Source organism: Candidatus Paceibacterota bacterium, from assembly GCA_035583355.1.
Classification (GTDB): Bacteria; Patescibacteriota; Minisyncoccia; order Phycocordibacterales; family UBA6899; genus JAJZQJ01.
The window spans coordinates 1-24855 of the sequence record DATEZQ010000003.1 but is presented as its reverse complement, the minus strand read 5'-3'; the positions used below and the strand labels follow the sequence as shown (position 1 = coordinate 24855).

20 protein-coding genes are annotated in these 24855 nt (G+C 48.4%); 17 read left to right on the top strand and 3 right to left on the bottom strand.

The features are described from left to right. Positions 1–119 precede the first annotated feature (119 nt). Positions 120–1619 carry a L,D-transpeptidase family protein gene (locus tag VJ579_01395; GenBank protein ID HXK37704.1) on the top strand — a complete coding sequence of 500 codons (1500 nt, stop codon included), beginning with the start codon at positions 120–122 and terminating at the stop codon, positions 1617–1619. A 65-nt stretch (positions 1620–1684) separates the two neighbouring features. Here VJ579_01395 and VJ579_01390 read toward each other — a convergent pair whose 3' ends face one another. Next, entirely contained in the window at positions 1685–3070 is a 1386-nt protein-coding gene (locus VJ579_01390) for a hypothetical protein (GenBank protein ID HXK37703.1), read from the bottom strand. A gap of 153 nt (positions 3071–3223) precedes the next feature. On the opposite strand from VJ579_01390, the gene VJ579_01385 reads away from it, so the two are divergent. From VJ579_01385 to argS, 13 genes are all read left to right on the top strand, one after another. After that, a complete protein-coding gene (locus tag VJ579_01385) occupies positions 3224–5578 on the top strand; it encodes a phosphoketolase family protein (protein ID HXK37702.1) in 2355 nt (784 codons plus the stop codon). Then, a complete protein-coding gene (locus VJ579_01380; GenBank protein HXK37701.1) occupies positions 5566–6738 on the top strand; it encodes an acetate/propionate family kinase in 1173 nt (390 codons plus the stop codon). Before VJ579_01385 ends, VJ579_01380 begins: the two co-directional genes overlap by 13 nt. 123 nt (positions 6739–6861) lie before the next feature. Then, on the top strand, positions 6862–7344 hold the full coding sequence (locus VJ579_01375) for a prepilin-type N-terminal cleavage/methylation domain-containing protein (GenBank protein HXK37700.1): 483 nt from the start codon (positions 6862–6864) through the stop codon (positions 7342–7344). A gap of 54 nt (positions 7345–7398) precedes the next feature. Next, positions 7399–8838 carry a UDP-N-acetylmuramoyl-L-alanine--D-glutamate ligase gene (gene murD, locus VJ579_01370; protein ID HXK37699.1) on the top strand — a complete coding sequence of 480 codons (1440 nt, stop codon included), beginning with the start codon at positions 7399–7401 and terminating at the stop codon, positions 8836–8838. 83 nt (positions 8839–8921) lie between these two features. Further along, positions 8922–9749 carry an SIMPL domain-containing protein gene (locus VJ579_01365; protein HXK37698.1) on the top strand — a complete coding sequence of 276 codons (828 nt, stop codon included), beginning with the start codon at positions 8922–8924 and terminating at the stop codon, positions 9747–9749. A gap of 142 nt (positions 9750–9891) precedes the next feature. Further along, positions 9892–10479, top strand: a complete 588-nt coding sequence (locus tag VJ579_01360; protein HXK37697.1) for a hypothetical protein — start codon at positions 9892–9894, stop codon at positions 10477–10479. Positions 10480–10582: 103 nt separating this feature from the next. Beyond that, positions 10583–11137: a nucleoside-diphosphate kinase gene (locus VJ579_01355; protein HXK37696.1), complete on the top strand. Its 555-nt coding sequence runs from the start codon at positions 10583–10585 to the stop codon at positions 11135–11137. Between the two features lie 139 nt (positions 11138–11276). Continuing rightward, positions 11277–11465 (top strand): preprotein translocase subunit SecE, encoded by a 189-nt coding sequence (secE, locus tag VJ579_01350; GenBank protein HXK37695.1) that lies wholly within the window; start codon positions 11277–11279, stop codon positions 11463–11465. 227 nt (positions 11466–11692) lie between these two features. Then, the gene (nusG, locus tag VJ579_01345; protein ID HXK37694.1) at positions 11693–12298 is read left to right on the top strand and encodes a transcription termination/antitermination protein NusG; all 606 of its coding nucleotides are present in this window, start codon (positions 11693–11695) and stop codon (positions 12296–12298) included. Positions 12299–12700: 402 nt separating this feature from the next. Further along, positions 12701–13126 (top strand): 50S ribosomal protein L11, encoded by a 426-nt coding sequence (gene rplK, locus VJ579_01340; GenBank protein HXK37693.1) that lies wholly within the window; start codon positions 12701–12703, stop codon positions 13124–13126. 282 nt (positions 13127–13408) lie between these two features. Beyond that, on the top strand, positions 13409–13954 hold the full coding sequence (locus tag VJ579_01335) for an AAA family ATPase (GenBank protein HXK37692.1): 546 nt from the start codon (positions 13409–13411) through the stop codon (positions 13952–13954). 135 nt (positions 13955–14089) lie between these two features. Beyond that, on the top strand, positions 14090–14707 hold the full coding sequence (gene tmk, locus VJ579_01330; GenBank protein HXK37691.1) for a dTMP kinase: 618 nt from the start codon (positions 14090–14092) through the stop codon (positions 14705–14707). 71 nt (positions 14708–14778) lie between these two features. Further along, positions 14779–16485, top strand: a complete 1707-nt coding sequence (argS, locus tag VJ579_01325; GenBank protein ID HXK37690.1) for an arginine--tRNA ligase — start codon at positions 14779–14781, stop codon at positions 16483–16485. 36 nt (positions 16486–16521) lie between these two features. Here the strand turns inward: argS and VJ579_01320 are convergent, their stop codons facing one another. Together VJ579_01320 and VJ579_01315 are read right to left on the bottom strand one after the other, a co-directional pair. After that, positions 16522–16791 carry a hypothetical protein gene (locus VJ579_01320; protein HXK37689.1) on the bottom strand — a complete coding sequence of 90 codons (270 nt, stop codon included), beginning with the start codon at positions 16789–16791 and terminating at the stop codon, positions 16522–16524. Between the two features lies 1 nt (position 16792). Further along, the gene (locus tag VJ579_01315) at positions 16793–17062 is read right to left on the bottom strand and encodes a hypothetical protein (protein ID HXK37688.1); all 270 of its coding nucleotides are present in this window, start codon (positions 17060–17062) and stop codon (positions 16793–16795) included. Between the two features lie 100 nt (positions 17063–17162). Between VJ579_01315 and VJ579_01310 the strand changes: the two genes are divergently transcribed. The 3 genes from VJ579_01310 to VJ579_01300 all read left to right on the top strand — a co-directional run. Further along, on the top strand, positions 17163–20669 hold the full coding sequence (locus VJ579_01310) for a class I tRNA ligase family protein (GenBank protein ID HXK37687.1): 3507 nt from the start codon (positions 17163–17165) through the stop codon (positions 20667–20669). Between the two features lie 99 nt (positions 20670–20768). Then, positions 20769–21356 (top strand): DNA repair protein RecO, encoded by a 588-nt coding sequence (gene recO / locus VJ579_01305; protein ID HXK37686.1) that lies wholly within the window; start codon positions 20769–20771, stop codon positions 21354–21356. Between the two features lie 136 nt (positions 21357–21492). Then, on the top strand, positions 21493–24855 hold a 3363-nt coding region (locus tag VJ579_01300), incomplete at its 3' end, for a hypothetical protein (GenBank protein ID HXK37685.1).

The following is a 24855-nucleotide window of genomic DNA, read 5'->3' as shown; positions in this document are numbered from 1 at the left end:
TATATGTGCATATTGTACACCAATCTATTTGAAATATATATGTTATCCACAGTTTGTGTGGGGCATCAATACCATGTAAACTCTAGATAAGTGGCCGCTTTCCGCGACTGATACTTTTCATGCGCACTGCACCAACACATGCAAAATTGTTCATGCTCTCTGGGGCGCTTTGCTCTGGTGCGGCTTTTGCTATCGCTTTTGCCTCTGCTCTTCCGAATGTTCATGGTGCGCAGATGACTGCAGCAGCCGTCGGCAGTGCTCCTGCGACCAATACTGCAGCATTACCTCCAAATCAAATATCACTTAAAGATTTTGCTGCACTCTCTGTATTATTCGATGGTCGAAGTAATGTTATTGATGCCCCGGTGTCTGATGAGCGTGAGATCAGTGTGAACCTTGATGCGAAAACGCTTATAGTCACTGAGGGGACAACAACCGTTGCGTCATTTTCTATTCTTTCAATAGGTCGTCCAGGGACATTTTGGGAGACACCTGCAGGTGACTATGCGGTGAAGACGAAGGAGACAAAGCATTTGTCTTCGATTGGGAATACGTGGATGCCATGGAGCATGCAATTTTACGGAAATTTCTTTATTCACGGATGGCCGACCTATCAGGATGGTACGGATGTTCCTAAGGGGTATTCTGGTGGGTGTATCAGGCTCTCGACTCCCGATGCCGAAAAACTTTTCGGTCTTGTGCGTGTGAATACCCGCATGCACGTAACGGGTGGTACACTTCCGCTTCCAAGCAACGAGATGCGCTACTATATGCGTGATACGGGAGCGCTTCCCGAGGTGAGTGCACAGGCATTTTCGGTGTTTGATGAAGAGACAGGTCAAGTGCTCTGGAGTCATGGTGAGGACGCGCTGGTGCATCCGGGGCGACTCGTCGCGCTCATGACTGCACTTGTCTCAGTGGAGACAATCGATCAATATAAATATATTGATTTTGAAAAATTAGTGAAGGGAAAAGATGTTGCGAGCGCAAGAGCAACCGATGTCGGTGCTGTGCAAGTTGGCGCATTGCTTTACCCACTCCTCTTTGATGGAAGCGATATTGCCGCAAAAGGAATTGTAAAGTTACGCGGAGAAAAAGTATTTCGCAACTACATGAATGAGAAGTCGAAGGCAATCGGGATGATGAGCACAGAGTGGAGTGGAGGCACGAGCCTCACTGTATCGACAACAACACCACGAGATCTCGCAAAATTACTTTCATACTCAGATACTCAAAAGAGTTTCCTCATGAAGGCGACACTTACTGAAGAGCATTCATTTGAGCCATTCGGGCAGGCACGTTTTTCTTGGAAGAACAAAAATGCGTGGCTGCTCGATTCGCGATTCCAAGGCGGACTGCTCGTTAAGGAAAAGGATGGAACGTCGAATTCGCTCTCGCTCTATGATTTGCCAGTCAGTGAATTCGGAACTCGTAAGATCGGCTTTGTTGTTATCGGGAGCAGGCATGCTGAGGATGACCTCGCTGCGATTAGAGAGTATGCGGGAACACACTTCTTCTATGGATCACAAAATGGAGTAGAAGCTGTGTATGCCGCAACTTCCGATCTCGCCGCAAAGGTGGAAGAGATGAAGCTTATTAAAGAGCAGCTGCTTAATTAAAAAATCCGCATGACGGATTTTTTAATGAAAACTCGCCCCGAAGGGCGAGTGCATTGTTTTGATGCTTACACTTTGAACGGACCGAAGCAGGCTGAAAGGTCTCCGCTACGAATCGCGGCAAGACTGATACCACAGTAGTAAAGCCCTTCGGTGCAGGTGCCGCCGTTGCGGCAGCAGGGTGAGCCGATGAGCTCTGCTGCGATTGCTGCATTGGGCACACCTGAAGCCAGAATGGATTCGCGAAGGAGGAGTGCTCCTTTGCGAATCTCTCCTTGCGCGAGCTTGCAGGCACGCTTGGCTTGCTCATGCGCGAACGCATTGATCGGGGCGAACTTGCGGTACTGCACCACTGCGCCATACGGAGCAAGTGCGAGCACGAGACTCTCGGGGAGAAGTGTACGCAGGGCGTACCATTCTTCCATGTACGCAAGGACGATGTCCTTGGGGACGCACGCCTCGATGACGGGGGGCATATAGAAGCCACCCGTAAAACGAGGTTCCGTGCGGCGGATCGAGCGATGCCTCTGGTCTTGCCCCATGGTTGCAACAGAGTATTCGATTTCCGAATGGACTTCGATACCATTGTTGTCCATGTACTTGGGACGATAAGGGAGCAGGTCCACAGGGGACATGTCTTCCTCGTCAGGGACGATGATCTTTCCGAAGTCGCCCGTGTGCCCAATGAACCGAGCGACGGGGTCGCTCGTGAGGTGCGGAGCTCCTTCGAACTTCGGAACGAAATCATATGCACGACGTGATTTCTCGTCGAACATATAGTCGATATCGGGCCAGAGTTCGAGTACGATGTCACGCATCTTATCAGTGAGCGCACGCATCTCCGGAGAGTGCGCGGTGTGCCACAGCGAAAAGATGGCCGTGAGGCTGAGTGTGATATCGGTCCCGCTTGGGAATATCGTCGGGACAAGCATGCGCAGTTGTTCCTGTGCGAAGTTGCGCGCCCCGCTCTTTTCGAGCATGTCGGTCTTTATGTACGGACGTTCCTCTTTTGCCCACAGCTTCATGAGCTGTGTGCTTTCGTCGAGGTGTGACGCATAGAGGTGAAGACCCTTCTTGATGAAGTTGAGGGCCGCTTCGAGTTGTTTCGTGTCCAAGCTCCAGTACGTCTGCATGTGCTCAGCGAGCGCAAGGATATCGGGGTTCCCGAACATATCGTTGCAGAACCTTCCGCTACGCTGATCGCTGTTGTAGTAGATGTTCGCGAGGTGTGCACCGAAGGTAAAGCCGTTGACGGAGAGGCCATCGATGGCGAACGTGAGGTTCGTATGCGCGAGGGTCGTGTGGTGGGAGACCTGGAAAAGTCCCTTGCGCACATCGACGCCGGGGGCGCCCATTTGGGGGATGTGCGGATTCTTGCATACGCCGGCAGCATGTTTGGCCATCTGCGTTGCAGGGTTCGAGGGGTACTGCACGAGAGAAACAGTGAGGCTCATAGGAGTTCCTTTCTGAGAACAATCTGCTGTCATACTATAGCGTCTTGGACAAAAGTCAAAGAACGACCGAATATAGTTTCTACAAATAAAGAGCAGTGCGATCTTGAATTTAGCTCGTTCAAGTTCTTTCATTTTCTGTGATAAAATAGGCGCATGACTGAAAATGACACCATTGCTCGTTTGCAGAAATATGTTCGCGCCGCGAATTATCTCTCTGCCATTCAGATTTATTTACGCGGAAATTATATGCTCACGGAGCCGCTTCGCGAAGAACATATCAAGCCACGATTGCTTGGTCACTGGGGAAGCGTTCCAGGAATAAATTTCCTTTATGCGCACCTTAATCGTCTGATTATTGAGAAGAATGTCGACATGATGTTCGTCCTTGGACCAGGACACGGTTTTCCTGGACTTCAGGCGAATGTTTTTCTCGAGGGCTCGCTTACACAGTTTCATCCAACAATTCTTCGTGACGAAGCAGGCATCGCAGAGATTGCTCGTAAGTTTAGTTGGCCATATGGCTTCCCGAGCCACTCAAGTCCTGAGACTCCCGGAGTGATTCTTGAGGGTGGGGAACTTGGTTATTCACTCGCATCATCATATGGTGCGGTGCTCGATAATCCCGAACTGATCGTTACTTGTCTTGTTGGAGACGGTGAAGCTGAGACAGGTCCGCTCGCGACTGCTTGGCATGCAAATAAACTCATTAGCCCAAAGAAGGATGGTGCCGTGCTCCCTGTGCTCCACTTAAATGGCTACAAGATCTCAGGTCCCACATTCTTCGGACGTATGAGCGATGAGGAATTGATGGATCTCTTCCATGGCTATGGCTATGCTCCGATGATCGTTGATGAATATAAGGGCGACGTTGATGCACAGATGATCCGTGCGCTTGACCAGGCATACGAAGAAATTCGCATGATCCAAGAGGCAGCACGCTCTGGTGTTGAGGTGGTTGCACCGCGATTTCCAATGATTGTGATGCGTACACCAAAGGGCTGGTCAGGTATCAAGGAATTGCAGGGTGAGAAGTATGAGGATAATTGTCTCTCGCACCAAGTTGTTGGACTCGAGGCGCGCACCGATCCCGAGCAGCGCGCGGCAGTGGAGGCGTGGATGCGCTCATATAACTTCCATGAGCTCTTTGTTGATGGGAAGTTTACCGATGAGATCATGTCGCTTGTGCCAAATGAGCACTTGCGCATGGGAAGCACCAAGCATGCATGTACTGCAACTCGTGAATTGCTCAAGCTCACACTTCCTGAAGTCGCGCTCAAGACGACGGATAAGCGTGGTATCGATGTAGCAAGCTCGATGAAGCAAGTAGGTATCTATCTTGCAGAGGTCATGAAGGCCAATAAGGAGCAAGGCAATATTTCACTCTTTTCTCCAGATGAGACCTACTCGAATAAGCTCGATGCAGTATTTAAGGCAACGACTCGTTCATTCAATTGGCCTCGAAAGCCATGGGATAAGGACTTAGCTCCTGGTGGACATGTCTATGAAATGCTCTCTGAGCATACGATGCAGGGAATGATGCAGGGTTATATTTTGACCGGTCGCCATGGTGTACTCGCTTCATATGAAGCATTCGTTCAGGTGATTACGAGCATGGTGGATCAGTACGCGAAGTATCTTCGTATCTGTCTTGAGCTTCCATGGAGAGGCGATTGTCCTTCTGCGAACTATATCCTCACGTCATCAAGTTGGCGCCAAGATCATAATGGCTTCTCACACCAGAATCCAGGATTCATCTCGGATATGCTTTCTCGTCACGGAGATTTTGTGCACGTTTATTTCCCCGCAGATGCAAACTCTGCAGCACTCGTAATGCAGCACTGCTTGGAATCAAAGAATTCGATCAACGTGATTGCAGCAGGAAAGACCGACGAACCACTATGGCTTACTGATGCGGAAGCGAAGGAGGAGCTGAAACACGGAATCAGTACGTGGCAATTCGCAAGTGATGAAAATCCAGAAATCGTGATGGCTGCTTCAGGTAGTTACATGGTGAAGGAGGCACTAGCTGCTATCTCGCTTGCAAAGGACGAGTATCCAACATTGCGCACGCGTTTCGTGAATGTGCTCGAGTTCTCGGCATTGAATGGAATCGGAGGAACTGATTGTGTGCCACCACGCCCACACTTCCATGATTTCTTCACGGTGGATAAGCCAGTCATTTTCAATTTCCACGGTTATACCGAGGCGGTGAAAGCAATCTTGTTTGATAATCCTCATGAGTCAAACCCGAACCGTTTCCATGTGCACGGCTACTCTGAGAGTGGTTCAACGACTACTCCATTTGATATGCATGTGCGCAACAAGACAAGTCGTTACCATCTCGTAATTGATATCTTCACAACCCTCATGGAGCGTGACTGGATAGCACGAGACTTTGGAATGGGAATTGTTGCAAAGTATGAGGAGAAGCTCAAAGCACACCGCTCGTATATTATTGAACACGGAATGGATCCTGATGAAATTGACGCATGGACATGGAACAAATAATTGTAAATATCGGAAGTTCTTCCAAGAAATACGCACTCTATAAGGGCAATGAAAAACTCATTGTTTGGCATTTTGAAAAAGTTGGACAGGAGTTCAAGCTCGCAGTGACTGATGGAGGACGAATCGAAGTGATGATCACTTCCGAGGAGTTTCAGCATGCGATTGATCGTGTGATTGCTGATTGTACTGCCCGTGGTATCGCCACGATTGGTGCGATTGCAGTGCGCACAGTTGCCCCTGGAGATTATTTCGCAGAGCATCGTGTCGTGGATGATGAATTTATGGAGAAATTTGAGGCACAGGAATATCTTGCGCCGCTCCATATACATCCTGCACGGCTCGAGCTCGCACTCATTCGCGCTGCACTTCCGAATACAAGACTGATCTCAGCGTCCGATAGTGCATTCCATCACACGATGCCTAACGTGGCGAAGAGTTATGGCCTCTCTGCAAAAGTGGTTGATGAATTTGGTTTTGCACGTTATGGATACCACGGACACTCCGTCGCCTCAATATGGGATAGACTGAATGAACATGCATCTGAGGTTGCAATTACGCGCACGATCGTGCTTCATCTCGGCAGCGGCGCAAGCATTACCGCACTTCGTGACGGAAAGACCATTGATACATCGATGGGCTTTACTCCGCTTGAGGGCTTGATGATGGGGACGCGTAGTGGGACTATTGACCCAAGCATTATCTTTGCACTACTTTCGGCAGGGAAGACTCGTGCGGAGATCGAGACGCTTTGCAATAAAGAATCTGGACTTCTCGGACTCTCTGGAGTAAGTAGTGATATGCGCGATATCATCAGGCTCTCGGGGGAGGGTGACGAAAAGGCAAAGCTCGCACTTGATCTCTTTGTGTATCAAGTCGTGAAGACCGTAGGGAGTTATATCGCAGTCCTTGGTGGACTCGATGCACTCGTCTTTACTGCTGCTATTGGAGAAGGGGCACCTGTGGTGCGCAATCGCATCATCGAAAGTCTTTCAGCGTTCGGCCTTGCGCTTAACCCTGCATTGAATGCGCAGCTCGTTGGTACTCCTGGCGAGGCAGCGTTCCTTGATATTTCTGCTGATAATTCATCCGCACGCATACTCGTAGTGCAGACGAATGAATCCGCGAGTATCTTGAAAGCTTTGCGTGAACATCTTGATTAAAATATAACGCCCTTGGGCGTTTATTTTATTGCTCTACAGACGTTGTTTGGACTCTAGTAACATTTATTATAGTTTTTTTGATATTTCAGTCGAGCGTGCCAATTCCTCGTGTATAATAGGTACATGAAATATGAGCGCGGATTTAGCCTTGTTGAGCTACTTGTTGTCATTGCGACAATGGTGTTGCTTTCAAGTGTCATACTTGCGACCATTGGCGCTGCGCGTGTGAAAGCAAGGCTCGCAAAACGTGTTTCTGATTTTCGTGAGGTGAAGTTGGCTCTCGATATGTATTATGACGCGAATGGGTCTTACCCAAGCACAGGAGGTCTGACGCGTTCAGAATGTGCGCTCTGGGGTTCGTTTTCCGCGAATAATGTAATCCCTGGTTTGGCACCAATTTATATTAGTGCAATACCGTCTGAGCCTACAGCGGATAAAGTTGGTAGTATAAGTTGTTATATTTATATATCCAATGGTATCGAGTATGCATTTATTGATAGATTGATTAACGAGCCAGGATTTGTGGCAAGTTCACAGCCGCAACTAGTAGATACGACGAGAGTGAATACTTGGAAAATATATTCTCCAGGGGCAAGTCTCTGGTAAAAGCGCACGATGGTGTGCTTTTTTAAAACAATCCAAATATGCTATGATGACCCCATGGAAAAGGAAAATTTGAAAGGCAAGAAGGCGCTCGTGATGGGGCTTGGGCTTCATGGCGGAGGTGTTGCTACGACAAAATGGCTCGCAAGTAAAGGAGCAAAGGTGACCGCAACAGACATGCGTACGCGCAAGGTACTTAAACCAAGTATCGATGCACTCAAGGATGTAAAGGTTCGTTATGTGCTAGGGAAACATGATGAAAAGGATTTTGCTGCACACGACATCGTTGTTGCAAATCCTGGCGTACCTCGTGAGTCACCATTTCTCGCAATCGCAAGAAAGGCGGGGAAGCGTATCGTGAATGACGTGACACTTTTCTTCGATACGGCCGTGCAGCCTGTTGTTGCGGTCACGGGGACCCGCGGAAAGACGACGACGACGTTATGGATCGCGAATTTACTCGCGAAGAAATGGCCACAGACACGCCCTTCAGGTAATACTCCAGAGAATGCATTGCTGAAAGAGATCGTACGCATCAAAGGAAAAGATATTCCCGTCGTCGCTGAGCTCTCTTCGTGGCAACTTGAGTTCCTGCCGGGGGCAAAGCGTGCACCACACGTCTCAGTGATTACGAATATCTACCCTGATCACTTGAATCGTTATGGAGGAATCGAACAATACGCCACTGCGAAAGGCGGAATATTCGCAAATCAAACTAGTGGAGATTTCCTAGTGCTTAATGCGGAGGATAAATGGACATCATTTTTCCTCAAGATGAAACCGCAAGGTATGATTTTCTTTACGAGTCGCAAAGAGTTGCCGGCGCGAAAGAATGGATTATTTGTTCGTGACGGTTATGCCGTGTTTCGAGCAGCAGGGATCGAGCAAAAGTTAGTGCGCGTCGATCGATTTCTTAGAGAGCGGGGACCACACAGCTTGCAGAATCTTCTTGCCGCACTGCTTGCGGTAAAACTCTTTGCACCCGAAATAAATGTGAGCGAAAAAGATATTCTCGCACTCAAGAATCCAGTGATGCGTCAGGAAGAAGTATATGCTGATAAGCATATTACCGTCATAAACGATAGTTGCGCAACAAGCCCTGATGGGGTTGCTGCCGTGCTCACTCGTTTCGGGAAGATGCCGAAGGAAAAACTCATCCTGATTACTGGGGGAACTGATAAGCAGCTTCATTATGACGACCTCGCACGTGCACTGCGCAGCACGCTTCCAAAGGAGCAAATTGTGTTTCTCGAAGGAACAGGGACGACGAAGCTCATTGCTGCACTCAAAAAGGCGAAATACCTCAAGGTGGATCCAGTCCAATATAAGACACTTGAGGAATGTGTGCGCAAGGCGTGGGAATTGACATTGGGGCTAGCGAAGGGGGAGAAGGCAATTATCGCATTTTCTCCTGGAGGTTCCTCTTTTGAGAAATTCCTTCATGAGTTTGCTCGTGGGGCGGCATTTAATGAATTAGTCAAAAAGTTCTGGAAATAAAACACGAGTAATCGTGTTTTATTGTTTTTTGTCACAACTTGCAGGGGGTCATGTTATACTTAATGTAATTAATCACTATATTTATGATTTCAGAAACACAATCAACGCTTCTTGTGCGCGTCGGCACCGCAGCTCTTGTTGCAGGTATCTTTTTGATGGGTGCTGTAGGTATTTCAGCTATTAAAGGCATGGGGGATGAATCTGCAAAAGATAAGCAGATTGCTACGGTAACGGTTAATGGTGAAGGTGACGCATATGCAACCGCAGATGTCGTAACGCTTTCATTTAGTGTAAGCAAAGAGGCTAAAGAGCAGAAGCTCGCAAGTGAGTTTGTGAACAGTACAATGCAGAAGCTTGTCGATGCGTTGACTGCAGCAGGTCTCTCGAAGGATGATATAAAGACACTTTCGTATGATCTTCAGCCACAGTATGATTATGTGCAGCAGGTGTGCCCACTCGCAGCGCCGGGATATGCACAGCCATGTGTTCCGGGAACACAGAAGCTTCGTGGATATATGGTTTCGCAGCGTATTGAGCTTACAATGCGCGGAAGCAAAAACTTCGATAATGCAGCAAATATCCTTGATATTGTTACGAAGAATGGTGCAACCGATGTTGGTCAGTTAAACTTCAAGGTAGAGAATACGGACAAGGTTCAGGCTGAGGCACGCGCAAAGGCGATTGCTCAAGCAAAGGAGAAGGCAGAAAAGCTTGCTGGTCAACTTAACGTAAAGTTGGTGCGCATTGCAAACTTCAATGAGAACAATGCGATTCCATATTTTGGTCGCGGGGGAATGGAATATTCAAAGGCAATGGCTGCTGATGTATCTCCTGCTCCAGTGCTTCCAACGGGGCAGAATCAGTATCACTCAAATGTAACTATCACATACGAAATTAGTGGTGGAAAATAACAGAAAACGGAGGTTTTAAGCCTCCGTTTTGTTATATCCGCAAACACCTTTACAAACTATATATTTGTGCTATAATACTCCTACGTACATAGAGTACGCCACCTGTCCTTTCTCATCAATGTTCGAAAGTATGGAGGTATGCATGAGTCAACCACAATCACTTTCTTCGGAAAAACCAGGTGGCGAAGCCACACTCGGCTATGCCGAGCAGTCATTTCCTCCGGGGGTGACTATGGTGCAGGGGGACCCTGCTGCCCGTGCAATGCGCAAGGAACGGGAGATCGTCATCATCCCGAACCACCAGCTCTCTGACCTCAACCTTGTCAGCTATCTGCTCGCGAAGCAGAAGCGGGGGTGTCTGGCTCAGACGCATATTGTATCCGAGAAGGGGAGACTCATTCTCGGAGTGCGGGCTTATCCCAAGAATCCTAAGTCACCAGCTACCGTCGCATTCATCGTGCTTGAAGCGACGGGGGAATTCGCCGGCCTCTTCAAGCACAAAGATAAGGCCCTGCAGATGCAGGTGTACGGCATGTGGAATACTCCCGTGGAACATTCGGAAGTCATCGAAAAGATGCGGAAAGTGATTCCTGGCGTCATTCCATCGCGCCGCTTCTTCGTCACTGGACGGAGAACAGTGATCCTCGATGGGGAGCGTCTCGACGCTTCTCTCGTTTACACACAGCAGCGACGTAAGTCGATGCACACGCCAAAGCCTTTTGCCGCATAAGTTCTTCAAAGAGCCCCAAACATCGGGGCTCTTTTCTTTTTGTACTGCGCGTGTTAGTTTTTCTTCAGATAATCATGGCGTGTGCCATTTTATGGAGGACGGTATGTCCGGTAATGAGTTTGCGTTCGCGCTCATCAAGCCCGATGGTATGGAGATGGGCCTTCGGGATCAGATCCGAGAAATGCTCGTCGCGGATGGAAAGCTTTCCATCATCATGGAGGCGGAGTTCTCAATTTCCCCACTGCAGGCCGCTCGTCACTATGACAAGAGTGATCATTGGTGCCAGCGGCTTGGCGCGAAGCGTCATGATATCCTTTCCAAGCGCGGAGGAGTCTCAAAGACCCCGACTGAGCTCGGGAAGGAGATTCTTGCGGTGATACGCGAGAACATGACCATGGGTAAGGTGCATGCATTCATCCTTTCGGGCGAGCAGGCCAATGCAACCCTGCGCAAGATTGTTGGTGCCACCGATCCCGCGTTTGCGGAGCCGGGCACCATTCGCGCACTATCGACTGACTCCATGAAAATTGCCGATGAAGAATTGCGTCAGGTGCGCAACGTCATCCATGCAAGTGAGTCGCCGGCGGACGCCAGAAAGGAGATCATGAATCTCTGGCCTGAGCTCTCTTCGCTCATGCAGTTCCTGCTTTTTCCCTAGCTTTTAAATGCCCCAATGGGGCATTTTTATATATTTTATGGCTTATTGACTTGGGTCCGGAAAAGGAGTATATTAATAGCGTAATTCGCCTGTGGGCGGTTTTTAATAAGAACCACAGACGGAACTACTTCAAAATATTATGTCGTCATTCATCACCTACTTAAAGGAGGCACGTGCAGAGATGGTACACATCTCATGGCCAACACGTGAGACTGTAGTCAATCACACGATGCTTGTCATCGGTATCTCTGTTGTTGTCGGTATTGCACTGGGAGCTCTCGACAACGGATTTGGTAAAGCACTTGCTGCGTTTATCGGTATCCGCTAGGGCACTCATATTTGAGCGCACTTACCACTGCTTCGATGCGCGACTCGCTCACCGTACTCCGAGTACGGCTCGCTAGAGTTCGCACATCTCCATCAGTGGCAATTGCATCTCAAATCTGAGCACCTAATAAAGGCTGAATATCTGAAAATTTCATCCAAAATCTTCAGTCTTAGAATTCAGCCTAGTACTTCGTGCTTCAATGCACGGTTAAAAAATAACACATCACTATGGATCAAGAAGAAATTCGTCATGAGGAAATCCCATCAGAAGTTGCGAAGGATGATACCTTTGCTGCGACTGCAGCTCGTGGCCGTCAGTGGTACGCAATTCACACCTACTCAGGATATGAGAATGCGGTGGTGCGTAACTTGAAGCAGCGTATCGAGTCACTCGGTATGGGTACAAAGATCTTTGATGTCGTTGTCCCAAAGCAAAAGACCGTAAAGATGAAGGGTACCAAGCGTGTCGAAGTCGAGGAGCAGATCTATCCAGGTTATGTGCTCGTCGACATGAAGTATGACCCTGAGTCATGGTACGTCGTGCGTAATACGCCACGCGTTACTGGATTCGTCGGTGCAGGTGTTATTCCAGTGCCGCTTACTCCAAAGGAGGTTGCACACTTCCTCGGCTACATCGGCAAGGACGGAGAAGCACGTGCGGTCATGGATGTTGAAGTCGGAGAGACGGTCATGGTCATGGATGGTCCATTCAAGGATATGGAAGGACGTATCTCAGAGATAGATCGTGAGAAAGCTCGAGTCAAAGTCAATGTTTCCATGTTCGGTCGCGAAACTCCCGTGGAATTGGATTTTTTCCAGATCAAAAAGCTCTAGCCCTGCTAGGGTTTTTTGATGGAAAAAACAATTCCACGGGTTTCGCGACCTTACAGCCGCGGCCTTTTTGCTCGGACCAGCCTCACGCTTCGCTCTCGCGGTACCATCGTACCGCGTCAAGCTCCAGCGAGGCTGTTGCGAGCAAAAATTCTCGCGGTTTCATGGTGTGGGTAGGGTAAATGCGAAATCCAAGGCAGGGTTGATTTTTCCGGAAAATGCTGTAGTATGCACAGTATTCAAGAGTATTAGGGAGGCAGTGTTGCAACACTGATTACATCCCAAGCTTCTATGGCTCAAGAATAAGTAATTACTTGTTGTCTGCGCTCGCTCGGAAGAAAATATGCGAAGTAACGCCATTTTCTTCTCTCGCTTCGCTGGGCAATAAACTTAAGTTTATATATTATGGCAAAGAAAGTAGTAAAGTTGGTGAAGTTGCAGATCCCAGGAGGTAAGGCAACACCAGCACCACCAGTTGGACCAGCACTTGGTCAGGCAGGTGTAAACATCGGTGACTTCGTCAAGAAGTTCAACGATGCAACAAAGGACATGGTAGGCGATATCGTTCCTGTAGTGATCACCGTTTACGATGATCGCACCTACGATTTCATCACCAAGGTTTCTCCAATGTCACGTCTTATCCTTAAGGCACTCGGCAAGGAGAAGGCTTCAAACAAGCCAGGCTCACAGAATGCAGGTACCCTCACGAAGTCACAGGTTGAGGAGATCGCAAAGAAGAAGATGCCTGATCTTAATGCAGCTAACCTCGAGGCAGCAATGAAGATTGTTGCTGGTACAGCAAGGTCTATGGGTGTAAAGTGCGAGATGTAATCCATCGCGGCTCAAACTCAACAACATATCAAAATGTCACAAGTGGCGGATGCGTATGCATCCGCCCTTGCTGTAAACCGGAGCTCGGCCCGCAAATATAAAAACACTCTTTCCGAAGAGTGTTTTTATATTGAGGACCAGCGAGGTGTGGCGACGAGCACTTGGTATTCTGCGAGCAGTGCGGAGCAGAATACTTTGTGACTCGTGCCAGCGCGCTCAACGGGCAAAATGTAGAATAACCGTTTATTTAGGCTTGAGCTCCCATATGCTATACTCTTCTATATGGCAAAACAAATCATCGGTATCACTGGTCCTATTGCCGCAGGAAAAGGTACCATCGCGGAATATTTCAAGGAGCGCCACAATGCGACACTGTTCCGCTTCTCAAGCTCACTCTTTTCTATTGTAGAAATTCTTGGACTTCCTAATGACCGTGAACATCTTTCACGTCTTTCGCGCGTACTCCGTGAGGGCTTTGGGGAAGATACACTTGCGCGCGCCCTTGCGACGCAGGTAGAAAAATCTACGGCCCCACTCATCATCGTTGATGGCGTCCGTCGTCCTGATGATGTGACCTTTCTTGAGCGACAGCCTGGGTTTCGCCTCATCTATATCGATGCACCAATGGAGACACGTTTTGCACGTATGAAACTTCGTGGCGAAAAGTCAGATGATGTAGAAAAGACCATGGAACAATTCGTGAATGATCACAAGCTTGAGTCGGAGCTGCTCATTGATGGACTCAAGGCAAGGTCTGCGGTAATCATCGACAATAGTGGCTCCAAGGAGGAATTATACGCGCAGCTCGAGCGCTTGCTCAATGCATAGTATATGAAATCCGCCCATATTCTGAGCGGGTTTTTTGTTACCTGTATTTGAACCCAAAATTGCTATTGCGTAAATTGACAGGGGTCCCCCTCGTGATAATTTTGAGTAAGATTATTCACAATAAAAGGAGTAGCTATGTATGGAATGATGATCGCGCTTGAAGGTATCGAAGGGAGTGGTAAGTCGACGGTGCGTGAGCATCTCGCACGTGTACTTTCCGATCTGCCTGTGGTCTACACTAGGGAACCTGATGATAAAGCCATGCGCGAATTTATTTTTCGCAAGAGCACAGGCGAGTATCATTGGCACACGCAGTTTTTGCTCTTTTGCGCTGATAGGGCAGAGCATGTTGCGAAGTTCATCGCACCGAAGCGTGCTGAGGGATTTCATGTCATCACTGATCGCTTCGACGGTTCTTCGTTTGCAATTCAAGTTCCGTACGAGCATGAAGATGCGGTTGCATACTTCTCGGGAATCACCAGTATCATTACGCGCTATGCGCGTCCTGATGCCTACATCTATTTCGATGTGCCCGCAGAGGTCGGCCGTGCACGTGCGCTTGCACGCAATGAAGCTGCATCACGCTTCGATACTGAGCCTCTTGAGTGGTATGAACGTGTGCGCAAGGGCTACGAGCAGTTTTTCGCCGAGGAGGTTCCTGGTAAGATGTATCGTATCGATGCAACGAAGCCTCTCGAGATCGTCTGCAAGGAAGCTGAGGACATCGTTCGTCGTATTCTTGCAAAACACTAGCAAATATTCGCGCCTTCGGGCGCGTTTTCTTTTGTTGCGGGTTTAAGGCAAAGCATATATAGTAATCACATATGTTCAGCGAATTCCTGAGGCGCGAAATTAGCGCTACGCTTATTGCTATTGGCCTGCCTGAGGTTGCTTTTGGATTGGAGCATCCGACTGTTGCATCACATGGTGATTTTGCGACAAATGCCGCTATGGTCGTCGCAAAGAGTGTAGGGAAGAATCCTCGTACGCTTGCCGAGGAGCTTGTCGTGGCGCTTACCTCCCGTGCCATCAAAGGAGTAAAGACTATTGCAATTGCTGGTCCTGGTTTTATTAATTTCACGATCGAAGATGAGGTATTTCGTGGTGAGGTGGAGCGCATTGTGGAGGAAGGTGAAATCTATGGAAAAGAGGATTCGTGGGACGGTAAGAAAATTCTCGTTGAGCATTCAAGTCCAAACTTATTCAAACCGTTTCACATCGGCCACTTGATGAACAATGCCGTAGGTGAGTCGATCAAACGACTTGCAGAATTTTCGGGGGCAGGCAAGGTGACTTCTATTTCTTTTCCATCCGACGTCTCGCTTGGTATTGCAAAAGCGGTGTATGTTGTAGCTCAAGATGGTATTGAAAAACTGCGTGCGTGCAAGACGGAGCAAGATAAACTTGCATACTTAGGTGCTTGCTATGCGAAGGGGACGCAGCTTTATGAAGAGAGTGATGTGGTGAAAGCTGAGGTGCTCGAGATCTCGAAGACACTCTTCGAGCGCATACCAGGAAACATACTTGATATCTTCGAGGAGTGTAAGACTATTAATCTTGACTACTTTGTAGAGACTACGAAGCGCCTCGGTTCACATTTCGATGCGTATATTTTTGAGAGTGAGGCGGGAAAGGTGGGGGAGCAGCTTGTTGCTACACATATTGGAGATGTGTTTGCAAAGAGTGAAGGAGCAATCATCTATGAGGGTGAACAGGATGGCCTCCATACGCGTGTGTTTGTGAACAAGGAGGGACGACCAACGTACGAAGCAAAAGACCTCGGCTTGCTCTCGCTCAAATTTGATCGATATAATCCTGATCTCTCACTTTTTATCACCGATCACGAACAGGCTTCACACTTCGATGTTGTCCTCGCGGCAGCGAAAAGGATAAATCCACTCTGGGAAAAGCTTTCCATACATCGTACGCATGGTCGCATGACATTCAAGGGACAGAAGATGTCTTCGCGTCTTGGTGGCGTACCACTAGCAGCGGATATCATCGATACACTCGCAGAAGAAGTACGTGAACGTGCGCCGCAGCTTATTGATGAGGATATTGATCGCGTCGCAATAGGAGCGATAAAGTTCGCAATTTTGCGTGCCGCAGCAGGAAAAAATATCAACTTTGATCCCGACACTTCTCTTTCGTTTGAGGGTGATTCTGGTCCGTATCTGCAATATACCGTTGTGCGCGCACGTTCTGTGCTCACGAAGGCTGCAGCTGAAGGGTATGTGGCCTGCAAGCGGGGAGAGTGTGTAGTCCCGACTACCGAGGTCACCCAGATTGAGAAAATGCTCACGCGTTTCCCTGAGGTAGTGCAGCTTTCAATAAATGAATGGGCACCACATCATATCGCGACCTATCTGCTTGAGACCGCACAGGCATTCAATGGCTGGTACGGTAATACCAAGATTCTCGATACTGAGAATCCTGCGATTGGCTATAATCTCGCAATTGCCAAAGCGACAAGCATCGTGATAGAGCGCGGGCTTACATTGCTCGGCATCGCTGTGCCAAGCAAGATGTAAACAAAACAAAAACGAGCCGAAGGCTCGTTTTTTGTTTTAGAGTTTTTCGTCCGCACTCCAAGGATTCTTGAGTGCGTAGGCTGTCTCGTTCCATGATTTGGCATGCTCAAGTTCGCGAATCTCTTCTTTGACATCGCGTTCTGCGCGCTGCGCTTTTGTGAAAGTTGCAAGGTCTCTATCCTCAAGGCGGAAGAGTGCAAAAGAGTGATAGCGATAGAGAAAGGCGCCAACAAGGAGATTACCAATGACGGCCATTGCGATGAGGATGTGCGTTCCACTCAACTGAATGATTTCTTTGCGTGCCATATTAGTTGTTTTTTAGTGTGGCGTCCGCAGCGGCCTTGCCTTCGGTCTTGTAAATGTCTCGGTACGCTGCATATTGCTGTGTACGGAATTCGACTTTTGCAACCTCCTGCATATTTTCCTCATGTCGCTTTTCAAGTGCAAAAAGGTTTATTGCATAACCGATGCATGCGGTGCCGAGCATTGTCATGAGTGTGATTTTCCAGATCGGACCCATGAAGCTCCCTTGTGCTTCATTCGTGGTATTCTCCGTGTTTGCTGATGGTACTTCCATGAGGATAATACTAACAAATGATTTAGGGCTCCGCTAGTCCACACATTGCACAACACCACATTCTTGATAAATGGTCATTTTCCTATACTATAAGAACACTATGGATTCAAAGCAGCCACACGATCTTTCAAAGGAAACATTAGCCGAGCGCGAGGTGCGTATCGGAGATTTTTGGACGAAAGAGCGTATTTTTAAGAAGTCACTCGAAGCTACTGCGCACAATGAGCCGTTCGTGTTTTTCGATGGGCCACCATTTGCCACCGGCTTGCCCCACTATGGGCATATTCTTGCGGGTACCATCAAGGATGTCATTCCTCGTTTTCAGACGATGCGTGGACGCTATGTGCGCCGTGTGTGGGGTTGGGACTGCCACGGACTTCCGGTGGAGAATCTCATTGAACAAGAACTTGGCCTCGAGCATAAGCGACAGATCGAGGAATATGGTATCGGTGCCTTTAATGCGAAAGCAGAAGCATCGGTGCTGATGTATGACAAAGAATGGAAGGAAATCGTACCACGTGTTGGTCGTTGGGTAGACATGGATCATGCCTACAAGACGATGGATACTGGCTATATGGCAAGTGTATGGTGGGCCTTCAAAACACTCTATGACAAGAAGCTCATTTATGAGGGCTACAAGTCTATGCACATTTGTCCTCGTTGTGAGACGACACTCGCTGCCTCAGAGGTTGCGGGCGGGTATAAGGATGTAAAGGATATCTCAGTCACGCTTAAATTTCCGTTGCGTGATAATCCTGATGTTGCACTTCTTGCATGGACAACGACTCCTTGGACGTTGCCGGGAAATGTTGCACTCGCGGTCAATGTGGATCTTGCTTATGTGCGATTTACGCTTCCTGGAGATGCGACAACATATATTGCACAGAAGGATACATTGCCTCGTATTGCTCCAAGCGCTGTCGTGACCGGAGAAGTATCAGGTAAAGAGCTCGTTGGAATCGCATATATTCCTCCATTTATGGATTATGCTAATGACGCTGAGCTCATAAACCGCGAGCGTGGTTGGCATGTCTATGGTGCAGATTTCGTTGCAAGTGATACGGGTACAGGGATAGTGCATATTGCGCCAGCATTTGGTGATGATGATATGCAGCTCGGGAAGCGGGAACAACTCCCGTTCATTCAGCATGTGCGCATGGATGGAACGATTAAGGATGAAGTGACTGGTTTTGCGGGAATGTCAGTGAAACCAAAGAGCGATGATGACCGCGTACGACTCAGCACCGACATCGCTGTCATCAAGTTCCTTCAAGATGCAAATCTCTTCTTCAGCAAGGAGAATATGACTCACAGCTATCCGTATTGTTGGCGCTGCGATTGGCCACTCATCAATTACGCGGCATCTTCATGGTTTGTGAATGTGGGCGAGATTAAAGAGAAGGCTGTTGAAGCAAATAAGGAAATCAATTGGGTGCCAGATGCTGTAGGCCACGGCCGTTTCCATAATTGGCTTGAGGGAGCACGCGATTGGGCGATTTCGCGCAGCCGCTATTGGGGTGCAGCAATTCCTGTATGGAAATGTAAGGACTGTGATGCTATTCGTGTCATTGGTCATATTGATGAGCTGCGTGATGCGCAGCCTCCGAAGAACCACTATTTCGCAATTCGCCATGGTGAGGCAGAGTCAAATGTGCAGGATATCATTTCCTGTCGCGAAGATGACGTTAATCCACTGACGAAGAAGGGGATAGAGCAAGTGAAGAGTGCTGGTGAAAAGTTACAGAAGATGAAGATCGATATCATTATCGCTTCACCGATGCAGCGTACGAAGGAGACGGCAGAGATTGCGGCAGATATGGTTGGTATTCCTCGAGATCAAATCATTTATGATGCACGACTGCACGAGGTAGATGCAGGTGACCTCAATGGTCACAGTGTCGATGAGTATCGCGCGATGTTCCCGTCAGTTGAGGAAAAGTTTGCGCGTGCAGCGCCGAATGGTGAATCATTGCGTGATATGAAGCGTCGCTTTGGAGAGGCATTTTATGCGACCGACGCAGTGTATGAAGGGAAGAACATTCTTTTTGTTACACACGAGTATGGTGTATGGATGCTTGATGCAGTAGCGCGTGGCGCAGATGAGGCGGAGACGATACGATTGCGTAAAAATGCAAACGATGATTATGTCCTTAATGCTGAGGTGCATAAGATGAAGTTTGCTCCACTTCCGCATAATGCTGACTACGCGCTTGATCTCCATCGACCGCACATTGATGATGTGGTCTTCAGCTGTGCCTGTGGAGGCAAGATGAGGCGTATTCCCGAAGTGTTCGACTGCTGGTTTGAGTCTGGCTCAATGCCATTTGCGCAGCACTACTTTAGTGGTAATGAGAATGATGATGCAGGAAAGATGTTCTTGCATAATTTCCCGGCGCATTTCATCGCCGAGGGTCTTGACCAGACAAGAGGATGGTTCTATTCTATGCTGCTTCTTGGAATTGGACTCTTTGGAAAGTCGCCATTTCGAAATGTGATTGTAAACGGTCTTGTCCTTGCTGAGAACGGTGAAAAGATGAGCAAGAAGCTACGTAATTATCCAGACCCTATGGAAGTCGTAGGGAAGTATGGTGCTGATGCACTACGCTTCTATATGGTTGCGTCGCCTGCGATGCGCGGCGAGGATCTGAAATTTTCAACACTTGGTGTTGATGAGATCACAAAGAAACTCACATTACGTCTTGATAATGTACGCTCGTTCTATGAGATGTATGCTACGGGACAGGCGGTGCTCCGTGAGCAGCCGAAGTCGACTCATGCACTTGATCGTTGGATCATTGCACGATGGAATGAGACGCATAACGAGGCCACACACTTCCTTGAGACCAACGAGCTTGATCGTGCAGCAAAGCAAGTCTTGCCACTGATTGATGATCTTTCGACATGGTGGCTTCGCCGCTCACGCGATCGCTTGAAGGGAGAGGGAGAAGATAGGGCATTTGCAGAGATGACGCTTGGCTGGATATTATTCCAACTCTCGCGTTTGCTTGCACCGTTCACTCCATTCCTTGCCGAGGATCTCTATCAGCGTCTTCCTGTGGAGAAGAAGCTTGAAAGTGTGCATCTTGAGCAGTGGCCAGTGCCTGGTGTTGCTCTACACACTGTGCTCGATACGATGGAGGCGGTGCGTAAGACGGTAACACTTGCACTTGAGCAGCGTGCAAAGAACGGCATCAAGGTGCGTCAGCCACTCGCCGCACTTTATGTGGGTAACAAAGCACTCGTTGCGGACGCCGCTCTTACTGCAATCATTGCCGATGAGCTTAATGTAAAGACTGTTTCACATGACGCAGCCCTTCTCGCTGATGCTGTAGAGCTTGATCTTGTTTTGACTCCAGAGCTTAAGCGCGAGGGAGTGATGCGTGACGTGCTTCGCGCGATTCAGGAAGAGCGCAAGCGCTCAGGGTTCAATCCTGGTGAGGCAGCACGATTGCTTATCGCAGGTAATGAGGAGGCAATGGCTTTTGCGCTCGACATGCAGGAAATGCTCTCGGTTGAGGCGACCATCCTCGACATCAAGGAAGGCGAAACGACGCAGTCGGTAGCGCTACTTGAGGGAAAGCTTGAATTTGCACTCGAAAAAATGTAACAAAAACGCCAGCAATGGCGTTTTTGTTATAGATAAACACGTTTACGCTCTTGTGTAATCTTGCGGCACAGAGTTTTTTCAGGGAAAATAGAAGCATTCATGGCGTATCGTATTTATCATGTTGAGGGAATTGTATTGCAGTCAAAGCCCACAGGAGAAGGGGATGCGCTTCTTTTTGTATATACAAAAGAACTCGGTCTCGTGATGGTGATTGCCAAGAGTCTACGTCTCGGGAAGTCTCGTCTGCGTTTCGTTCTGCAGCGTTTTGCTCATGCACATCTCGATCTTGTACGCGGAAAACATGGTTGGAGACTAACCAGTGCGCGCACGATTAGCACGCAGAGTGTACTCTTTCGCCATCCCCATCGCCGTAAGGTGCTCGCGGCACTTTCAAGCATGCTTATGCGGCTTATTCATGGAGAAGAGCCACATGCTGAACTTTACGAAGAGCTCATCACTGAGCTCACACGCCTCGAAACACTTGAATCGCGAGAAGACTGTTATTATTTTGAACTCTATATGGCCATCCGCATGCTCCGTGCGCTCGGTTATTGGGAGGATAATGGCTCCGATGCGCTCTTTTTTGCACATGACCATGATGTGACAAAATTACTCACGGCGATTGCACTGCAGAAAAATACGTTGATACCACGCATAAACTCAGCACTCGCCGCAACGCAGCTCTAATGCAAATGAAAACTCCATACGTGGAGTTTTTTGCTTCGCGCGTGTTATGCGGTGGGTTTACTTCACGTGCGATTTAAAAATGCAAGATATTTAGTGTATAATATGGATAATTATGTTGTGGAGAAAAATCTTTCCCGTGCTAGCCTTATTCTTCGTCATGGCGGTGTTATTCTTTGCGCCATCACTTAACGTTAATAATGAGAATAAAGGCGTCTCACTTTCCTTCAGCAGTGCTGAAGCTTATTATGATTGTGATTGTATAGGTGATGATACGGGTTGGTATAACTGTACCCCTTATCCTGATTGTGGTACGTGTTGTGGTGCGTCCTCTTGTAGTCCTACGCACTATGGCTGCTCTTGGGGAGGCGCGAGTTCTCAATATTATAGCGGCTCGGCGTATTATTGGGATTGTTCGCATGCATATGGTCTAGCTTCGTGTTCTGAAGTTCTTGCAGTAAATGGAGTATGTTCGGCTTCTCATTATGCTTGTGCTGCAGGAACGTCAGCAAATAATGTTGATGGAGCTGCTGCGTGGACTTGGAATTGTAATGGTACTGGAGGTGGCTCGAATGCATCCTGTAGTGAGACGAAACCCGCATGTAATCTTCCGTGGGGAGGAACTATTGCAAGTGGACAGTCGGTCACTGCATACGCAAGTGGCTCCTATGCTTGTGGATCAGCACCAGTAAGTCAAACACGCACCTGTAATGCAGGGACTCTTTCTGGTTCATATACACTTGCTTCAGCTCCTGCAGCATCTTCGCGTACGATGTATGCTGCAGCAACTTCTGCCTGTGGAACCTATAGCTATTATAGCGAGACACAGTATTGTCAGACGAGTGGCGCTTGGAGTGGGTCATACACACTTTCTTCTGCCCCGGCAGCATCGACGCGCACGATGTATCAAGCATCATCAGTTGCCTGCGGATCTTCTTGTACGAGTCAGGTGCAAAGCTGTCAGTCAAACGGTGCATGGTCGGGAACATATGCCTACGGATCATGTTCGGTTGCAGCACTTAATGGTGCTTGCAGCGCAACGCATTATGGATGCTCTGCGGGTACATCAGCAAGTAACGTAAGCAACACACTTACATGGAATTGGAGCTGTACGGGTGGTTGTGGGGGAAGTAGTCCTGCTTGTTCAGAGACGAAGCCACTACCCGCAGTTCCTACTATAGGTGGTCAGACATCGCCAATCATCAGCACGAGTTATCCATATACATTCCAGGCGGCAGATCCATTGGGCAGTACAGTGAGCTATCAGATCGACTGGGACAACAACAGTGTTGTTGATCAATCATCTGCATATAGCACATCAAACTGGATATTTACACAAAACAATAGTTGGTCTAGTGCTGGTGCAAAGACATTTAAGGCATATACGCTCGCGAGCGATGGACGTAGTTCGGGTTGGAGTACATATAATGTGACTGTTCCGACACCTGTAAATGGCGCATGTAACAACACTGCCATCAATGGTTGTTCTGCCGGATCATGGACCGATCTTGCCGATGATGCAAATAACAACATCTGGTACTGTGCGGGTTCAAATGGTGGCGCAAATAGCGTGAACTGTTCGTATCCAAAGACAAATGGTGCATGTAACTTAAGTAGTATCAATGGGTGCACAACAGGTACGCTTGTCGATACCGCCGACGATGCATCTTACAACAATTGGTATTGCGCTGGGGCAAATAATGGTACAAATAGTCCAACCTGTCAGATTGCAAAGGTGAATGGTGTTTGTAGTGCAACGCACTATAACTGTTCTCCTGGAACGTCGGTGAATAATCTCAGCAATACAACAACATGGACCTGGAATTGTAATGGTTCAAATAATGGCACTAACTCGGGTTTGTGTTCTGAGACAAAACCAAACCCAGTTGCGCCGACAATTGGTGGTCCTACATCTGGGGCAATTTCTACAAGTTACACCTACACCTTTACCGGCACTGACCCACTGAGCTCAACAGTCCGTTATGGAATCGATTGGGACAATAATGGTGTCGCAGATCAGTCTTCCGCATACGGCGCTTCAGGCTGGACGTTTAGTCAAGGAAATAGCTGGGCGGGGGCAGGCGTGAAAACCTTTAAGGCACGCACAGAGACCAGTGATGGTCGCGTATCAGGTTGGACAACATACAATGTCACTATCGTTCCTGCTTCAACTGCGACAATCAGCACCTCTGCAACACCTGTTGCATATAATGGCTCCGCAACGATCACCTGGTCATCAACTGATGCGACAAGTTGTTCAGTAACGAAGGCGGGTAGCGCATGGCAATCAGGGCTCTCAGGGAGTGTCTCAAGCGGCGCACTCACTGCAAACACAACCTTCGCCATTTCTTGCGTTGGTACGGGTGGAAATAGTAATAACTCGGTGACCGTTTATGTAAATCCAAGCGTGTCGATTAGTGCGTCGCCGACAAGTATCGCGTACAATGCTTCTTCGGCAATTACATGGTCATCTGCAAATGCGTCAAGCTGTAATATTCAAAAAGGAGCAACGCCAAATTGGCAGACGACTTTAAGCGGCACAAGTGTGGGAACAGGTGCGCTTACAAGTACAACGGTCTTTACGTTGACATGTACGGGCCCTGGAGGAACGACTGCTAATACAAATACGACTGTTACGGTTGCTCCCCTCAATGGCGCATGTAGTGCCGGGCCAACACATTACACCTGTGCAGCAGGTACTTCAGTCAGTAATGTTAGCGGTCCACTCCAGTGGACATGGACTTGTAATGGTGCAAATGGAGGAACGAATGCATCGTGTTCAGAAACGAAACCCAACCCAAATCCACCAACCATCGGTGGTCCGGTACAGGGTCAGGTAAGCACAAGTTATTCCTTCACTTTCCAGGCAACGAATCCATCAGGTGATGGTATCGTGTATGCAATTGATTGGGATAATAATGGTACGACTGATCAGTATCTCCCTCCAACAGGCACAACAACTTCAGGCACACAATTAAGTGCACAGAATAATTGGGCGGGATCAGGTGCGAAGACCTTTAAGGCGCGTACAGAGACCAATGGTGGGCCAGTATCAGGATGGAGTTCATACTCAATTCAGATTTATGGCGTCCCCGTGGTGACGTGGTCACCCGGAGCTTCTACGGCAATCCCTTACAACGGAACGGTAAATTTTGGATACACATCAACTGATGCATCAAGTTGTAGTTATTATGATTTGAATCCAAGTACTGGTGCCACTCTCTCGACTATTTGGTCAAATGGAGCAACGAGTTCTTCATGGGTGAGTGCGGGGCCATACCAGGCAGACTTCCGTCGTAAGGTAGTGTGTCAGAACCCATTTGCGCAGACAGGAAGTGCGGAGTTCTACGTAACGGTATATCAAAACGGCGCAACCTGTGGCACCATCACCGTGCCAAACTACGTCGCACCAAGTGAGGTCTTTAGTGGGACCATCACGATGGTTAATTCTGGAACGAACCCTTGGCTCAAGGTGGGTAACAGCGCAACGCCACATCGTCTT

Bases quoted from the DNA above. Each gene is read 5' to 3' on its own strand.
- VJ579_01395 (HXK37704.1), top strand. From the start codon at position 120: ATGCGCACTGCACCAACACATGCAAAATTGTTCATGCTCTCTGGGGCG.
- VJ579_01390 (HXK37703.1), bottom strand. From the start codon at position 3,070: ATGAGCCTCACTGTTTCTCTCGTGCAGTACCCCTCGAACCCTGCAACG.
- VJ579_01385 (HXK37702.1), top strand. From the start codon at position 3,224: ATGACTGAAAATGACACCATTGCTCGTTTGCAGAAATATGTTCGCGCC.
- VJ579_01380 (HXK37701.1), top strand. From the start codon at position 5,566: ATGGAACAAATAATTGTAAATATCGGAAGTTCTTCCAAGAAATACGCA.
- VJ579_01375 (HXK37700.1), top strand. From the start codon at position 6,862: ATGAAATATGAGCGCGGATTTAGCCTTGTTGAGCTACTTGTTGTCATT.
- murD (HXK37699.1), top strand. From the start codon at position 7,399: ATGGAAAAGGAAAATTTGAAAGGCAAGAAGGCGCTCGTGATGGGGCTT.
- VJ579_01365 (HXK37698.1), top strand. From the start codon at position 8,922: ATGATTTCAGAAACACAATCAACGCTTCTTGTGCGCGTCGGCACCGCA.
- VJ579_01360 (HXK37697.1), top strand. From the start codon at position 9,892: ATGAGTCAACCACAATCACTTTCTTCGGAAAAACCAGGTGGCGAAGCC.
- VJ579_01355 (HXK37696.1), top strand. From the start codon at position 10,583: ATGTCCGGTAATGAGTTTGCGTTCGCGCTCATCAAGCCCGATGGTATG.
- secE (HXK37695.1), top strand. From the start codon at position 11,277: ATGTCGTCATTCATCACCTACTTAAAGGAGGCACGTGCAGAGATGGTA.
- nusG (HXK37694.1), top strand. From the start codon at position 11,693: ATGGATCAAGAAGAAATTCGTCATGAGGAAATCCCATCAGAAGTTGCG.
- rplK (HXK37693.1), top strand. From the start codon at position 12,701: ATGGCAAAGAAAGTAGTAAAGTTGGTGAAGTTGCAGATCCCAGGAGGT.
- VJ579_01335 (HXK37692.1), top strand. From the start codon at position 13,409: ATGGCAAAACAAATCATCGGTATCACTGGTCCTATTGCCGCAGGAAAA.
- tmk (HXK37691.1), top strand. From the start codon at position 14,090: ATGTATGGAATGATGATCGCGCTTGAAGGTATCGAAGGGAGTGGTAAG.
- argS (HXK37690.1), top strand. From the start codon at position 14,779: ATGTTCAGCGAATTCCTGAGGCGCGAAATTAGCGCTACGCTTATTGCT.
- VJ579_01320 (HXK37689.1), bottom strand. From the start codon at position 16,791: ATGGCACGCAAAGAAATCATTCAGTTGAGTGGAACGCACATCCTCATC.
- VJ579_01315 (HXK37688.1), bottom strand. From the start codon at position 17,062: ATGGAAGTACCATCAGCAAACACGGAGAATACCACGAATGAAGCACAA.
- VJ579_01310 (HXK37687.1), top strand. From the start codon at position 17,163: ATGGATTCAAAGCAGCCACACGATCTTTCAAAGGAAACATTAGCCGAG.
- recO (HXK37686.1), top strand. From the start codon at position 20,769: ATGGCGTATCGTATTTATCATGTTGAGGGAATTGTATTGCAGTCAAAG.